The following is a 16,404-nucleotide window of genomic DNA, read 5'->3' as shown; positions in this document are numbered from 1 at the left end:
CCTCTTCGTTAAGACCTAGTTCATTACATATTACTTGCTATCCATCATACCTTATTCTTTCTACCAGCGTTTCCTTTTTCAGATTACTGCTTAAAACGCAGGAAAGTACAATCTGCAACAGACCGACCAAAAAAATCATAATAAAAATTGGTACGATTGGAACATGATAGATATTCATTCCAAATATTCCATTATGTTTTGCATAGGAAAAAAGTGCATAGCCGAGCGGCAGACCAATGATCAAAGCTACGCATATGGTACCAACCGTAAACATCATTCCTTGTAACTGCAGACATAAATTTAATTGTTTATTTGTCATACCCACAGCCTGTAATACACCATATTCCTGCTTTTTTGTCGTAATATTCATGATTATGGTGTTTGCCATATTCATAAAACCGATGAGTCCTACAACCGCCATAAACAGATAACAGCCAAGATTCATCATGCGAGCTGTGAATTCTGCAGATTGTAACTGTGCATGATAGGTATCCATTTTTATATGCGAAGTATTAGAAATCAAAGTATTCAGACTCTGTTCCACAGATGCAACATCTTTTTTATCACAGTCCACCCACAGATAGCTATAGGCTGTCCCCCTCGGATTCATGGAACGGTATACACCTTCCGGAATGACAAGATAAGTGTCCGCGCTTACAAAGGATCCTGCAATCTTTCCCTGATAGGTATAGGTTTCACTTCCATTCTCAAAGTCAAATACAATGGATTCACCCGGAGCATATCCATCTTGTTCCATCCACATCAACCAACCAAAGAAAATTTCACCATTCTTTACCGCCTGATCATAGTCCATAGAGCCAATATCCCCGTCTTGGCGCATAAAATCAAAATCATTTTTACTCACAATATCAGCCGGAAATCTTGTTCCGTTCAGATTTACAGATACAATCTCTCTCGTCATGACATCTGTCACTCCTGGAATGCTTTTGATTTCTTCAATCATTGAATCATTCAATGGATTATCCGTCAGAATCGTATCCAGATTATTCTCCGGATATCTTTCATCGTACTCAGCAGAATAGTCAAGCTGCAGTTCAAATTGTCCATGATTAACGGAAAGACATGCTTCATGCTCCGTATCAATATTTCCTACATAATTAGAGATAATCACAAACAATGCGCAGGAAAGCCCCAGTGTGAGGATGGTACCAATGGTTCTTTTTGGATTACTCGTTATATTTGCCATTGCCATAGAAAACACGGTGACATTTTTTCTGCCATTTCGTTTTCCTTTTTTGTGTGTTTCTGCATTTTCTAAATACCGTGTTGCTTCGATAGGTGAAATCCGTGAAACAATTTTCATTGGTTTACACAGCGCCAAAGCAACGGTAAAAAATGACACGAAAATACATAGAAGCATAACAGGCAGGGAAAACAGTGGCATCTGCTGATTTTGGACTCCCATAGAGCCAGTTCCGGTTGATACAAGGTTTCCCTGTTCTACCAGCCAGTTAAAACCGCATTTTGCAATCAGAAAACCAAGAAGCAATCCAACTGGTATTGAAGAAATTGTCAAAAACATACCCTCTCTGAAGATCAGTTGTTTCATCTGCTTTTTTGTCGCTCCCAGAGCCTTGATTTTTCCATACTCCTGTATCTTGTTGGCAATACCGACCTGAAAAATATTATAAATGACCACAACAGAGAAAAGTACAATTGCAAGAATCAAAACCCCGCATACCGCAATCGTTTCATAACTCGGCTGCAAGACCCATTGCAAATAGAGATCATTGACTATAACGTTTTTTTCTTCGATCCCACAAGCTGCTGCAATCTGCTTTATAACCGAATCAATATTATTCATAGATACATTTGCAGAATCATTTAAAGTAAAATAAATATTATACTGTCTGTCATTCTCTGCGACGTGCTCATCATAAAACTCCTGTGACCCGAAAGCAACATAAGATGCCTCGATGGTATACTCATCCCGATCATATAGGATTCCGCTGACAACAAATTCTTCCGGCTTATATTCTGACTGCATCCCTGCGCGGTAATCCAGTGTAACCGTATCTCCGATCTTTACATCACCATACCCCATTGCACGAAAAAATGCTCTTCCTGCGGCAATTTCCTGCATTTTTTCCGGATACTTTCCTTCCTTCAACTCATATTCTTTATTATAAGGAAGCATTTTTCTTGCAGTCTCATCCATGCAGACAAACCCGCCTTTTTCATTGTCTTTTATGATACCTTCGGTGCACATAGTGCCTGTAGCATCTATTTCCGCACGGTGGTTTACTTCTTTTAACTGCGATCCGTCTGCGGAAACAAACAGACCATAATTGCTTCCATATGATCCTGCCGCCTGACTTTTCTGTAAATGAATTACCCCATTTCCCACAGTACTGATGATAACAAGCAGCATCGTGGTCAGACAGATTGCCATCATGATCAGTATACTTCTTGTCCTGTTCCTTTTATCATTGCTATATGCAATCCTGCTTATTGTCTTCATCTGAAATCCACCACCTGTCCGTCCTCAATCACCAGAATACGGTCAGCGACCTGTGCAATTTCGTCATCATGGGTAATCATTACAATTGTCTGTCCATATTTTTTTGCTGTCATCTTAAGCAGAGCGATTACCTCATCACTGGTCTTAGAATCAAGATTTCCTGTCGGCTCATCTGCAAATATAATTTCCGGACGATTCACCAGTGCTCTTGCAATTGCTACTCTCTGCTGCTGTCCTCCGGATAACTGATTTGGCAGATTATAAATCCGGTTTTCAATCCCCAGAGTTGCAATAATATCATTTACATACGCTTCATACACTTTTCTTCCATCCAGCCCCAGTGGCAGTACAATATTTTCCCAGACATTAACAGATGAAACCAGATTAAATGCCTGAAAAACAAATCCGATTTTTCTTCTGCGGAAAACAGCAAGGGCATCTTCCTTCATCCTGTATAAATCTTTCCCTGCTAAAGTAACACTGCCTTTTGTTGGGGTGTCTAGCCCTCCAAGCATATGAAGTAATGTACTTTTACCGGAACCTGACTTTCCAACAATTGCGACAAATTCTCCCTGCTCAATCTGAATGTCCACCTGATTGGCCGCTTTGACCTGATTCTCACCTGCGCCATAAAACTTACAAAGCTGCTTGGTTTCTAATATCACACTCATGTGTTGCCTCCTTTTCAATTCTGTAAAGCGTACCTTTTCAGCACGCTTTCTTTGCCTGTTTATATATTTGGTCATTTTTCAACCTACATCCAAATTGTATCAGGACAATCTTTCATTTCACTTTCAAAAAACGAGCAGAAATCTTACAGAATTGTAAGATTTCTGCTCACTTAAAATTTAACCAACATATGGTAATTGAATCACAAATGTGCTTCCTTTTTTCTTTTTGCCGGAGGTTACCGTAATCGTACCTGCGTGTTTTTCGATAATTTCTCTCGATAAAAAAAGTCCGATTCCTGTACCACTCTTTTCCATGACCTCCTTGGAACTTCCTCTGTAAAATCGTTGAAAAATTTTGTGATACTCATTCTGCGGAATACCAATTCCCTGATCCTCAATTTCCATTCTTACAAGATAGTTTCTTTTTTGTAACCGGATAAATATTTTTGAACCACACGGACTGTACTTGACCGCATTATCCAGAACGTTGATCACAGCTTCACCAAGCCACCTTTTATCCTGCATAATCGTGCATGTTTCCAGCTCTTTTTCATAGTCAAAAACGAATTCAATTTCTTTCTCATCCGCTTTAGGATAAGTGCGGTTCACAGCAGATATGACAGTATCCATAAGCGGAAGTTTTTTCTTATTAATCTGAATCAGTCCAGTTTCCATCTTGGATATTTCAAGAAGCGACTGCAATAATGTCTCCAGTCCATCCAGAGCACTCCGACAACGGATACGAAACTCCTCCTGTTCTGTGGCACTTAAGTCATTCTGCATCAGCACACTAAAACATGTATCCAAAGCTGCAACCGGTGTCTTTAACTGGTGAGAAATATCAGAAACCATTTCTTTCGTGTTCTCCTTTTCTGCCCTTGCTTCTTCCTTTATCAACTGAATATGATGTCCGATTGCTTCAAGCTGGTCATTCAATTTTTCCAGTTCTGCATGATTTTCCGTTTTCAGTAAATCATCAAATTTATTTTCACGGAATCTGATCAGAATTTCTTCCAACTGGTCTAAAATTTTCTGATGACACGCATCTTCTTTTTTCTTCCAATAAAGTAAAAAAGTCAAAAGAAGCACGCATATCACAGTGCTTACAGCACCGGTCACCATAACTTGATGCCGGAATTGCGAATAAAATGCATTCCCTTTATTCCCCCAGTATCCATATTGCTCCAATAATCGCCTTCCCTGTTCGTTAGTTTCAATATCCTTATCCTTAAGCAATTCCGAAACAGCATCCAGCCCAGAAAATTCTCCCTTTGCAGCAATCTTTGTCATAAGATTTATTTTATATTTATAATCTTCATAAAACACATACGTGGTAAAGCAATTTAATATTGCAAACAATAATATGACAGGTAATACCAAGGAGAGCACTACTGTAATCTTCTTGCGATATCTCTTTGTCACTGCCTTACCTCCTGATTCCATATATACCCAAGACCTCTGATATTCTTTATATAGACCGGTGCAGCCGGATTGTCTTCGATTTTCTCACGGAGTCTTCTGATATTGACAGCGATTGTATTTTCATCCACAAAATCCCCTTCCAGATCAAACACATTTTCCAATATTTGTGTTTTTGAAAGAATCTGTTTCGGATTCTGAAGAAAAAAAGTCAGCATTTTCAACTCCGTTTTTGTCAGACTGATTTCACGACTCTTTATCAGGACTTTCATTTCTCCTGCGATAAATACGATATCTCCCGAAATCATCTTTCCGGCTTCCGTTTTCTCCTGTCTGCGGCGGAAATGTGCTTCTATTTTCAAAAGAAGTACCGAAAGACTAAACGGCTTTGTAATATAATCATCTGCCCCTGCTTCATATCCCATGACCTGATCCATCTCCTGATCTAGTGCTGTAAGACAAATAATGTATGTATTATAATTGCATCTCATCCACCTTACAAATTCCAGTCCATTCCCATCCGGAAGATTCACATCACAAATGGTAACATCCACATTATTATCACTTGCAATTCTTTTCGCTTTTTTCACTGATTCTGTTGAAAAAACCTCATATCCGAATTTTTTCAGTGAAAATGTAATTCCACGATTTAAATTTTCATCATCTTCAACCACGAGTATACCTGGCATAGCATATGCACCTCTCTTTATTAACTATTTTTCCTCTTCGTTACATATTTGTTCTGCCTCAATATCCTCGGTAGTGACTTTCCCTGTAATATCCCTATAGGCTTCTTTTATTCCATTTTTGACCGCCCACTTAATTATAAAATATAATGCAAGTAAGACGATTAGTGCTGTGCCAAAACTAATTCCTAATTCTTCAAACATTTCATTACCTCTGTCAATTCCGATTTGCAAATTTCTTTCTCTCATAATACCACACTTTTTTCATCATAGATACAGCTATTTCTGCTTCCGAAATTCTTCTAGTATTTTTTCCTCCCTTCCTCGTTCCTCGCAATATTTCCAGAAATCGTCCAAAAATTCATCGACAGATTTTTCCGGTGCTTCTGTCGGTTCAAGTTCTTCCAGCCTTTTTACAATTTTTATAACTTCCTCGGCATCAAATTCCTCATCGGTGGCTACCAACGTATAATAGTCAAGTTTTTCTTTCAGCATATCTATTTCTTTTTCCTTATTCATGCCAAAGTCCTCCCTTCACTATATACATGACAGTTTTCGATAAAATCTTACAAATTATTTTGGAATTGTTTTCTTCTATTTGTCCTTTTTCGGTGGAAATTCTATCTTAAACTTATACTGGAATCCCTTGATTTCTTTTCCATCCTTCGTATAGGAAAACTCCTCTATGCTCTCCGGAATCAAATAAGCATCATAGCTGCCTTTCTTGCCTTTTAATCCTTTTACAAGTATCTTTTTCCCTTGAAGCAGGCTCTTGACCTGTGCATCTGAAAGTGTAACTCCCAGTGCCTTACCAACATTCATACCGCACTTTCCGGTACAGTACGCTCCGAATTTTCCTTTGACTACATCGGCTCCACATTTCGGGCATTTGCCAAGCACTTCCTGCGTTCTCTTTCCTGCACCAAACATGGCTTTCTGCTCATCGCTAACGCTATGATAGGTCTTTACAAGATCACTTACCATAGTTTCAATACCAGACATAAACTGTTCTGCAGCAACTTCTCCTTTAGATACCAGAGTAAGCTCATTCTCCCAGTCAGCAGTCAGTTTCGGAGATTTTACTACATCCGGAAGTATCGTGATCAGCTTCATTCCATCCTCTGTCGGAATCATCTGCTTTTTCTCACGCTTTACAAATCCGTCTTTTACCAGCTTTTCTATGATATCGGCTCTGGTGGCAGATGTGCCAAGTCCTTTTCTCTCCACTTCATCGCCCATATCCTCTGCTCCGGCTCGCTCCATGGCGGACAGCAGGCTGTCCTCAGTGTAATGTTTTGGCGGTTGTGTGAAATGCTCGGAAACCTTTGTCTGCTCCACTGCAATCGTCATGCCCTCACAAAGCTCCGGCAGCTTCTTTTCTTCCTCGGCATCTGATTTATCTTCTGTGGTCTTATAGGAAGTTTTGAAGAAATCCTCAAATTCCTTCCATCCATTCTTCCATACTTCCTTGCCGGATACCTTAAATACTGTATCATTGCAGGTAAGCTCTGCCTTTGTGGAATTATAAATGTGCTTCTCCTCGGTCGCACACAGCAGACGGTTGGCACACAGGGAAAGTATCTTCATCTCACTCTCCGGTATTGCTTTTAAGTCCTGCTTGATGATCTCCATGGTAGGAATGATTGCGTGGTGGTCCGTCACTTTCTTGCTGTTCAAAATCCTTTTTATATCTGGATTGAACATGATATTCTGCTCAAATAACAGAGAATTGAAAATCGCTTCGATCACATTTTTTGAAGTACCTTCCATGTCATCGGAAAGATACTGGCTGTCTGTTCTTGGATAAGTCACTAACTTTTTCTCATAAAGGCTCTGCGTATATTTCAATGTCTGCTTGGCAGTAAAACCAAACAGACGGTTTGCATCCCTCTGGAGAGTGGTAAGGTCATAGAGTTTCGGCGGTGCTACCCACTTTTCTTCCTTTACCACGGAAGTGACAAGAGCCTGTCCGTTTTCACAGACTCCTGCAATTCTTTCTGCTTCCGTTTTATCACTGATATGCTCTAGTACCGCATCCAGACCATTTCCCATGATGTGAGTCATATAATAGGCTTCTTTCTTGAAATTCATGATTTTACTTTCACGATCCACCAGCATAGCAAGTGTCGGTGTCTGCACTCTGCCAACCTTCAATGCCTTACCGCCATATAATACCGTAAAAAGTCTTGTTCCATTGATACCCACAAGCCAGTCTGCTTCCTGCCTGCATAATGCTGAATGATACAAGTTATCATAGTCGCTGCCTGGGCGAAGATTATGGAAGCCGTCACGGATAGCACTCTCCTCCATGGAAGAAATCCATAACCGCTTCATCGGTTTTCTGCACCCTGCCATGTTGTAGGTCAGGCGGAAGATCAGCTCCCCCTCCCTTCCGGCATCAGTAGCACACACAACTGCGTCCACCCCGTCATCATGCATGAGCTTTTTCAAAATCTGATACTGTGCTTTTGTATCACTTTTCGCTTCATGCTGCCATTCCTGCGGAATGATTGGAAGGCTCTCATAGCTCCATTTCTTCCATGCTTCCTCATAGCTTTCCGGCTGTGCCAGTTCTACCAGATGTCCCACACACCATGATACCAGATAGTCATTGCCTTCCAAATATCCGTCCTTACGCTGTGTGGCACCAAGAACTGCCGCAATGCTCTGTGCCACACTCGGCTTCTCTGCAATTACAAGCTCCATCACTATTCCTCCCCATTTTCTACATCATTATCGTTGTCGCTGTCGTCTCCACCATTTAAGAATGCTTCATCGGAATCCTGCTCGGCTTCGTCCTCGTCATCATAATCGTAGTCCTCGTCAAGCTCATCTTCATCCTCATCAATGAAGTTTTCCTTTTTCTTCTTGGACTTCACAACATATACCACTCCGATCACAGCTACCGCAGCAATGCCTATTAAAATATATGTAAAGCCGGAACCATCTGCTTTTGCGGTATCCTCTTTCGGCTTACTTGTATCCTCCGTGCTTTCTTCGGTACTGCCCTCAACACTTTCCGTTCCCTGTTTTTTCTCTCCTGTGGTATCTGCATTGTTATTTGACAATACACTGTCTTTGGTAGGAATTGCAGATTCCAAAGCCGTAGAGTTTTTCGGAAGTGTCTCGCTGTTATCCGTTGTGGTATTCAGCAGGTCGTTTTCACTGACTTCTGTAAGGAAATACACCTTTTCATCTTCCCCATCACGATCAATCACAAGATAAAATACCTTTTCTGATGCAGTCTGGATTGTGTAAAATTCCTTGCCTTTTTCTGTGGTCTGGCTGTCACTGCTCTGGTCTGCATCCTTAGAAGTATCTCCCGTACTTGGAGACTGCTTTGCTGTTGCGGAACTGCCTGAAGTTGCTCCACTGCCTGTCTGGGAAACTGTATTTCCATTCACATCCGTTTTTGTATGTTCTGTGACCTGTGCGGTTGCAGAGCTTGGCTTGGTTGCTGACGCATCCACCGGAAGCTGCTGTGCCGAATCTTTTTCATTGCTGTCCTTATTCTCCGGATCGGTGTAATACGGATTGGCTGTTTTATAGATTTCTGAGGTATTTCCTGCATTATCCATTGCTGAAATCGTGAAATACTGATACCCTGAATCGAACTGTTGCAGACGGATATTCAAGGCTCCATTCGTATGCTCCGTAAACTCATAGCCATTGACATAGATTGCCTTGATACCGGAATCCGTATCATGTGCCTGAATACTCAATAGACCATCGCTGACTGCCGCATTTAAGGTAGGCTTGGTAAAATCAAAGCACTTGATATAGCGGTTTTTCTCGTAGGTCTTGCCCTTCTGGTCTGTGACCTGCACATAAATGGTGCTGTTTTCGAAAATCTCTATGTACATATCCTCGGTAATATCTGTCCAGCTTCCATTCTGTCCGACTTTTGCCTTTACTGTCTGAATGGTAAAATTGCCGGATACAATAGTATCCTCCACCTTGACTGTTACTTTCGTGGTATCGTTATGCCACCCAGAAGGTGTATTGATTGTAATTTTTACGCTCGGATTGATATAAGCACATTCCTTATAATCCTTTGCACACACCTCACAATCCTCATCCACCGCATACTGACTGCATTTTTCCTTGCAGATGCATTTTGCGGAAGGCTGTGTTTCCTCGGTTGTGCCTTCTGTGGAATTTTCCGTTGTATTCTCTGTGGACTGCTCTGTGTGATTTTCTCCACTACCGGAACTGTCCTTGTTATCATTACCGGACGCTGTGCTTTCTGCACTGCTTTCCTCTGCCGCACTTTCTATTTTCTGCTCTGCTGTATCCTCCGCATGAACCTCCACAGTATTTGCCCTGTTTGCAAAAAATGCCCCGACCGGCATACAAAAAAGTATTGCCGACAGTATCAGGGACATTAGTACCTTAACGGATAACTTCTTCATTTTCATTGGTCGAATCCTCCTTTTCCTGTTCCCGTTTCTGTAATAAATTTCTGACTTCATCCTCACTGAGCTTATTAAGCATCTGCAATCGCTCGGATGAGATTTTATATTTTCGTATGATCTTCATGGCTTCGGCATCCTCCGCCATCTGTTTCTGCTCTGCAAGGTCTTTTTCCTTTGCCTGTAGCTGTGTTATCTGCTCCCTGACCTTTTTAAGCTGTGAATTGATTCGCTCTACTGACAAAAATAATTCCTCCCTTCGCTAATTCAATCTTCCAAAACCATAAAAATGGCTCTGCCAGTAAGAGGTATTGATTGAGGTATACTGGATTGGATCTCCGCAATGCACCATCGTACCGTTTCCGCAGTAAATGCTAACGTGTGTAACCGGACGTCCCGCATTATAAGTTCCGGTAAAAAAGATAATATCCCCTGCCTTTGCGTCTGCCGTTGATACCGGAGTACACTGGTCATAAATGCCCTGTGCGGTGGTTCTTGGCAGGTTATGTACGCCGCTGTTTGTAAATACCCAACATACAAAGCCTGAACAATCAAAATTTGCCGGAGCTGTTCCTCCAAAGGTGTATGGCATTCCCAGATACCTGTTTGCTTCACGCATAAGCGTCTGTACGGTTGCATCATCATAAGATTCCGGTGGTATCACATTGCCGGCTCCTCCTCCGGTGCCGCCCGGTGTTTCTCCATAAATGGTCTGCTCTCCTGCTTCAAAGTAAAATAACGGGTTATAATACTCCCCGTTATACAAACACTCGATATGAAGGTGACTTCCAGTACTACTTCCCGTATTGCCACTTTTTCCAATGTTAGCACCCTTTTTAACGCTCTGCCCTGCGGACACATTCAGGCTGTCCATGTGGGCATATTTCGTGGTATATCCCTTGCTGTCCGTAATCACCACATAATTCCCATAGTAGGAATCGTAAGCCGCTTCTATTACCGTTCCGTCATGTGCTGCATGTACCATGGTTCCGGTCGGTACTGCTATATCCACACCCCTGTGAAGCTCCTCGTCTCCTGTATTTGGATTTTTCCGGTAGCCATAATAACTGCTGATATAGTAATACCAGTAATAATCAATCGGAGAAGCAAAGATCTGTAAGCCGCCCTTTGTCTCCGTATAAGCTCCAAAAATTTCCGTCTGCTCGCTGTCCATGCGTCCAGCAACAATGCTCTCAAGCGGTGTGACCGTAAGTATGACACGAAGAATTGTTACGGTATATTCTTCTTCCTCCTCATACTCGTATTCCTCGGTACAGGTAGTTCCATCCGGATTTGTTACTGTTCTGGTTCCGGTCTTTGTGACTGTCCTTGTCCGTGTCTCCTCCACTTCCTCAGTAGTAAGTGAATACATGGCATCAAATAATTCCTGAATCTCACTCTCCATTCCTGCGGCAGTAAATTCCGTATGGACTGCGGAAAGATAACTGATCAGTGTGTACGGATCATGCCCGATTGCACCAAGGTTATAATCGTATTCATCGTATCCCGGATAATCAGTTTCAATCCGGTCAATCTTGTTTTGCAGCTCCATTTCCTTTTCTGTAAAAGATAAATCTGCTGCATCAATCTCTGCCGGAAGGCTAAGATATGTGCTTGCCATCGTTGTTGTCACAGTTCCGGTAAACATGGAACCGCAGCTTGATAATGCCGACATGATCATAATGAGCAGAAGTGCAAAAATACCCACTGTGATAATCAGTGTTTTATTTTTCGTGGCAATTTCCTGTAACTTCTTTGCAATCCCGGTTGCAACATTGGCTGTCTTTGTAAATGTTTCCTTTACAGTCTTGGCTTCTGCTCCTGCCCACCTTGCCTTGGCATACTCACGCTTGATACGCTGTTTCTGTAGCTGCCTTTGTAACTGCTTCTTAGGACTGTTGCCCTTTAGATGTGGATTTTCACTGATGAATTTCTCATACTCCAGCTTCATATCTGCTGTGACCTGCTTTTTCTGCAATCGCTCTAGGCGGTCACGCTTTCTCTGTGCTTTACTCTTTCTGTGGTATTTCATGTAATGATAAACATCTTCTGCCCGCTGTTCTGTCTTATGTGCGCCCTCAACTGCGGAATTGTCCTTTTCTGTCTCTGCAATCTTTCGATGCACAAAATACATATTTTCGGTTTGGAGTTTGTGAACCGCAGCTTTCCCAAGTCCGTCAGGCTTGAATGGCTTCTCCACTTCCACCGGAACCACCACATACTTTGCTTTTCCGGTCTGTTCATCAAAGACACGTTTCATCTCATACTGCCGCTTTTTCGGCATCTTGTCCTTTGCCTTCTGTAACTTCCGGCGGTTCTTTTCTGACTTATCAAAAGCCTTCTGTACTTTTCTGTCGGTAAATTCTTCCGTCTGCCCCTGCGAAAATGTGGCATCCTTTGTCTGAAAATCTCCATAATCGGACTGCTTTGCATTTTCTGACTTTGCACGCTCTCTGTGTGCGTGTTCTCTCTGCACACGCCTTTTGTGATATTTTCCTTTTTCCTCAGACCGTTGGTAGGTGTCCCTGACATGAACCTTGTTTTCAATCATGTTATCAGAAACCGTGTCAAAATCTTCTGACTGTTCCTCCTGCATGAAGCTGTTTTCCTTTAAGAATGCCTTTTCCGCTTCGGCTTCCGACTTCTGGATGCTGTGACCAGAAGTTGCTTTTCCTGTACGACTGCCATGGTTCGCATCCCTTGGCAGATTGCTCACAGGCTTCTCGCTGGCACTAAACTGGTTTTCCACAGAAAAGGTGTTATCCTGCCTGTGTTCTGTGTGTTTTGCTCCAGTCACTTCCTTATCCTTGGAAAATGTCTCTTTTTCAAATGCCTTTGCCACCTGCTTCTTCTGTCTTTTTTCTGCCATTTTATACTGCGTCCTCCTTCTGCACCGATTCCTCCGGCTTGGTATTCATAATTCTGTAAGTCTTGGTGTCTGTCGGATATTTGTCTACAAATGGAATTACCACATTGTCAAACAGTATCAGACCACTTCCCGGCTCGGAGTTGGTGACATAGGAAAGTTGCTTATCAGAAAGTCCCAGTTTATCAGCGAGAATTGCCTGATCTTTGGCATTCTGATTTAACAGATACACAAAATCGCTGTTACCCAAAATACCTTCAATCTCCTCAGAATGAAGAAAATCGCCCACGTTCTGCGTCAAACCTGTCGGAATACCGCCCCATTTTCTGAAACGCTTCCAGATTTCCACGGAGTAAATAGCTGTCTGCTTCTCCTTCAGAAGAAGGTGGAACTCATCACAGTAATAACGGGTAGCAATCTTTCGCTCCCTGTTCTGCGATACCCTGTTCCAAACCGCATCCTGCACGATTAACATACCCAGCTCTTTCAACTGATTTCCCAAGTCTCTGATGTCAAAGCACATGATACGATTGCCGCTGTCTACGTTGGTATGGTGGTTGAAGTAATTCTGGGAACCATGCACATACAGCACAAGGCTGTTTGCGATACGCTCCGCCTTTGGATTTTTGTGTGCTAACAGGGCATCATATAAATCTTCCAGCAGCGGCATATTTTCTGGCACCGGATTTTCAAAATACTTATCATAAATATGACGGATACACTCGTCGATGATACCTTTTTCATCGTTCTGCAATCCATCCTTGCCGCCTGCAATCAGGTCACACAGAGTAATAATAAAATCGGATTTCAGCTTTAACGCTTCCTTATCCCCCTTATGGGATAACTGTATATCCATAGGGTTCAGATAGTCTTTGGAATTGGTGGCAAGTTTTACCACCTGTCCATGTAGTGCTGCCACAAGAGCAAAATACTCTCCCTCCGGATCGCAGATGATAATATCGTCCTTTGTGATAAGAAAACAGCTTAAAATCTCACGCTTTGCACTAAAACTCTTACCACTTCCGGGAGTACCTAAGATAACTCCGTTTGGTGTACGGAGCCTTTTGCGGTCTGCCATAATCATGTTGTTGCTGAGTGCATTTAATCCGTAATAGATTGCCGATGCAGGCATAAACAATTCCTGTGTGCAGAATGGTACTAAGATTGCGGTACTCTTTGTGGAAAGGGTACGCTCAATTCCGGTTTCATTGCACCCAATCGGTGCAGATGCCATAAGGCCCTGCTCCTGTAAATACTGTAAACATCTAAGGTCACAGTTTGCCTGCTGAATGATACCGGACACCCTCTGCATTAAACTCTCCAATTCCCGCTTGGTTCTGCCATAACAGGTAATAAGGAATGTCATGTTAATCATCTTCTGGTTGCTCGTATTCAGGTCATCCAGAAATTCCAGCGTGTCCTTTTCATAGGTCACAATATCCGTTGGAAGAATATCCATATCGTAACCGCTCCGGACTGCCTTTTTCTGTTCCTCAATCTTCATTTTCTGGATATCGGAAATGACCGCTTTTAACTTCTTGATTGCCTTTACCGGATCTTCCGTCTGCATGTGCATGGAGATAGTAAGGTTGGCATCAATATCAAGAAGCTGCTTGATCAGCTCGTCCGTAAACTTCGGAGCTATAATATCCAGATAGGATACGCAGCCATACATATTTCTCGACTTGAAGCGGTTCGGATAGCGGAAATCAAATCCCGGCGGTGCAATATAGTCCTTGACCGACTTGCCGGATTCTGCCAAGTCCTTAAATGAAAAACGGAAAGGCTCCATGGTATCCTGGTTAAAATATTCATGCAGGATGCGCAGTCTTTCCTTTCCGTCCAGTCCCCTCGCAAGGGTTCCTATGTTGTTTAAGTTCCGTATGACATCTTTTTCAATGTTGTTAAGGCGGCTCTTGGCTTCCTTGTAGCCGTTGCTTTCTACACCAAAAATCAGATATTTTGATTTGATGATACCATTGTTTTCCTTTGCCGCCTGATTCTTTAACATTTCCGTATATTCTTCACGAATGTCGTTAAAATCATCCTCCTGCCACGGAATGTCAAACTGTTCCGTAAGCATCTGCTCGTTGACCTGCCGGTTGAATAACACCAGTTCAAATTTCACAGACGGATCAAAATAATTGATGAGCTTACTGTACTGTGCCAGTATATCCGCCTGCTCATCTACTTCCAGAAGCGAATAGTTTATATCAAAAAATTCCACCATCTTTGTATAATAATGGTGACTGACCTGACAGATACCGTCCCTGAACATCTTTTCAAAAGTGATCGTCCTTTGTGCGGTAGTCGGCTTTTCTTTCTCAATGATCTTTCCCGATAAAATATGCTTTAACTGTATAAGACGCTTCTTTTCTGAAAAGGTAAGACCGCCACTTTTGCTGTTGTTCCTGCTATTGCCTTTATAACTGCTTTTCCTGCGGCTTCCCGGTTCTGCCTTTTGCTTTTTCTTCAAGATAACGAACCTCCCTTCGTAATTTTTCTTTTTCTTCCAACTGCTTGTATAAGTTCTCTGACCGGTATGGTCTTATGCCCGGTGTGAGTATCTTCTGCCGGAGCATAAAATACAAAATCTTCTCCGCCGGAAATCCGTTTTTCTCATACATTGCAAAAAAGAAGAACGGAAGCATTGCTCCCATCATAAGAAGTGATGCGGCTGATGTTCCGATCAGTCCCTTGGTTAAAAAATACAAGGGTACCCCGGCTACTGCCGCATCGCTGAAACAGATGATCTGTCTCTTTGTCAAGTTCAGTGCCACTTTTGTCTTGATACCGGACAAATCCTTCGTCACTTGTACGGATATTGCCATATCGTTCCTCCCTTAGTGCGCATTCCAGATAGATTTCGATAATGAACCAGTCTTAAAGAGTGAAAAGCATAAAATAACGGTATATGCTGCCACCGACCAGAGTGCCGTATGCAGGTTGTCGGATACCGCCACACCAGCCACAAGCACTGCATAGATAGCGACACACACCATCATAAAAAATCCCTGAAATGCAAGGGCACAAAGTCCCTTAAAATAATTGGTTCCTATTGTTCCCCATTCCCGGTTGGTTACGGTTGCACAGGGAACAGGTGCTACTGATACATAAAGATATATTTCAATCATTCGCCCATAAAGAATAACGGTGATAAGGACTGACATGATTTTCATACATAAACTGACGATCATGGTCTCCATTCCAAGTCCCAACAGCTCGCCTATACTCATTTCCGAAAACTGCTCATTGAACATCGTCTGAAGCGTACTTGCCATATCAATACTGGTGCTTCCGGTAATCGCTGATGCGGCAGAATTTACGATATGGCTTCCCACATCAAATAACCGCCATTACAATGTCAAAAGTCTTGCTAAGAAGCATGACCGCAATACACGCTTTCATAAAAAAGCGGATAAAAATGGCTGTATTGAAGTCATGCAGATTATTTTTGTCAATGACCATGGAAATAAGCTCATAGACGAGTACAAAGCTGATGATCATTCCCGCTATGGGAATCATCACGTTGTCGGACAATGTTTTTATCATATCAAAAATGACGGAGTTCCATGTGCTGGGAGTTTTGCTGACCTCCCCTGCAATCGTGCCTACCTTGTCATTGACATCGGTAAACATGGTTTCAAAATTGGTCAGCACCCACCCCTGCAACAGTTCCTTTATGAATTCAGTAATCTTATCAATGATCCCGCCCATGAATTATGAGAACAGAGTGGTAAGCTGTGGAATTACCGTCTGTGCCACAATGATGATGCCACCGCCACTCATAAGCTGCTTGATGCCCTGTGATTTTGCTGATGTGTGATAAAGAAGTAGTAGAAGTGTAAAAAATTTTGCCGTTCCTATC

General features: G+C 42.3%; 13 protein-coding genes and 1 pseudogene. All 14 read right to left on the bottom strand.

Annotation, left to right across the window (positions count from 1 at the left end; translation table 11 throughout):
- Positions 1 to 37 precede the first annotated feature (37 nt).
- A complete protein-coding gene (locus tag AALI31_RS01885; protein ID WP_489884836.1) occupies positions 38 to 2,482 on the bottom strand; it encodes an ABC transporter permease in 2,445 nt (814 codons plus the stop codon).
- On the bottom strand, positions 2,479 to 3,153 hold the full coding sequence (locus AALI31_RS01880) for an ABC transporter ATP-binding protein (protein WP_489884835.1): 675 nt from the start codon (positions 3,151 to 3,153) through the stop codon (positions 2,479 to 2,481). Before AALI31_RS01880 ends, AALI31_RS01885 begins: the two co-directional genes overlap by 4 nt.
- Before the next feature lie 177 nt (positions 3,154 to 3,330).
- Complete coding sequence (locus AALI31_RS01875; RefSeq protein WP_489884834.1) at positions 3,331 to 4,596, bottom strand: sensor histidine kinase; 1,266 nt, start codon at positions 4,594 to 4,596, stop codon at positions 3,331 to 3,333.
- A complete protein-coding gene (locus AALI31_RS01870) occupies positions 4,572 to 5,261 on the bottom strand; it encodes a response regulator transcription factor (protein WP_489884833.1) in 690 nt (229 codons plus the stop codon). The genes AALI31_RS01875 and AALI31_RS01870 overlap by 25 nt, the downstream gene beginning before the upstream one ends.
- Positions 5,262 to 5,285: 24 nt before the next feature.
- A complete protein-coding gene (locus AALI31_RS01865) occupies positions 5,286 to 5,507 on the bottom strand; it encodes a DUF6019 family protein (RefSeq protein WP_489884832.1) in 222 nt (73 codons plus the stop codon).
- Positions 5,508 to 5,537: 30 nt separating this feature from the next.
- Entirely contained in the window at positions 5,538 to 5,777 is a 240-nt protein-coding gene (locus AALI31_RS01860) for a histidinol dehydrogenase (RefSeq protein ID WP_489884831.1), read from the bottom strand.
- 75 nt (positions 5,778 to 5,852) lie between these two features.
- Positions 5,853 to 7,964 carry a DNA topoisomerase 3 gene (locus AALI31_RS01855; protein WP_489884830.1) on the bottom strand — a complete coding sequence of 704 codons (2,112 nt, stop codon included), beginning with the start codon at positions 7,962 to 7,964 and terminating at the stop codon, positions 5,853 to 5,855.
- Between the two features lie 2 nt (positions 7,965 to 7,966).
- On the bottom strand, positions 7,967 to 9,676 hold the full coding sequence (locus AALI31_RS01850; RefSeq protein ID WP_489884829.1) for a CD1107 family mobile element protein: 1,710 nt from the start codon (positions 9,674 to 9,676) through the stop codon (positions 7,967 to 7,969).
- The gene (locus AALI31_RS01845) at positions 9,651 to 9,914 is read right to left on the bottom strand and encodes a hypothetical protein (RefSeq protein WP_489884828.1); all 264 of its coding nucleotides are present in this window, start codon (positions 9,912 to 9,914) and stop codon (positions 9,651 to 9,653) included. Before AALI31_RS01845 ends, AALI31_RS01850 begins: the two co-directional genes overlap by 26 nt.
- A gap of 18 nt (positions 9,915 to 9,932) precedes the next feature.
- Positions 9,933 to 12,539 carry a CD1108 family mobile element protein gene (locus AALI31_RS01840; RefSeq protein ID WP_489884827.1) on the bottom strand — a complete coding sequence of 869 codons (2,607 nt, stop codon included), beginning with the start codon at positions 12,537 to 12,539 and terminating at the stop codon, positions 9,933 to 9,935.
- A gap of 1 nt (position 12,540) precedes the next feature.
- On the bottom strand, positions 12,541 to 15,012 hold the full coding sequence (locus tag AALI31_RS01835; RefSeq protein ID WP_489884826.1) for a VirB4-like conjugal transfer ATPase, CD1110 family: 2,472 nt from the start codon (positions 15,010 to 15,012) through the stop codon (positions 12,541 to 12,543).
- A complete protein-coding gene (locus AALI31_RS01830; protein ID WP_489884825.1) occupies positions 14,960 to 15,367 on the bottom strand; it encodes a PrgI family protein in 408 nt (135 codons plus the stop codon). Before AALI31_RS01830 ends, AALI31_RS01835 begins: the two co-directional genes overlap by 53 nt.
- Before the next feature lie 12 nt (positions 15,368 to 15,379).
- Positions 15,380 to 16,253, bottom strand: a pseudogene (locus AALI31_RS01825) (VirB6/TrbL-like conjugal transfer protein, CD1112 family).
- Between the two features lie 3 nt (positions 16,254 to 16,256).
- Positions 16,257 to 16,325 (bottom strand): hypothetical protein, encoded by a 69-nt coding sequence (locus tag AALI31_RS01820; protein ID WP_208913923.1) that lies wholly within the window; start codon positions 16,323 to 16,325, stop codon positions 16,257 to 16,259.
- Positions 16,326 to 16,404 lie beyond the last annotated feature (79 nt).

Source organism: Anisomitus miae (SeqCode) (genome assembly GCF_054906395.1).
The sequence above is the reverse complement of the archived record's forward strand: the minus strand, read 5'-3'. Positions and strand labels throughout refer to the sequence as shown.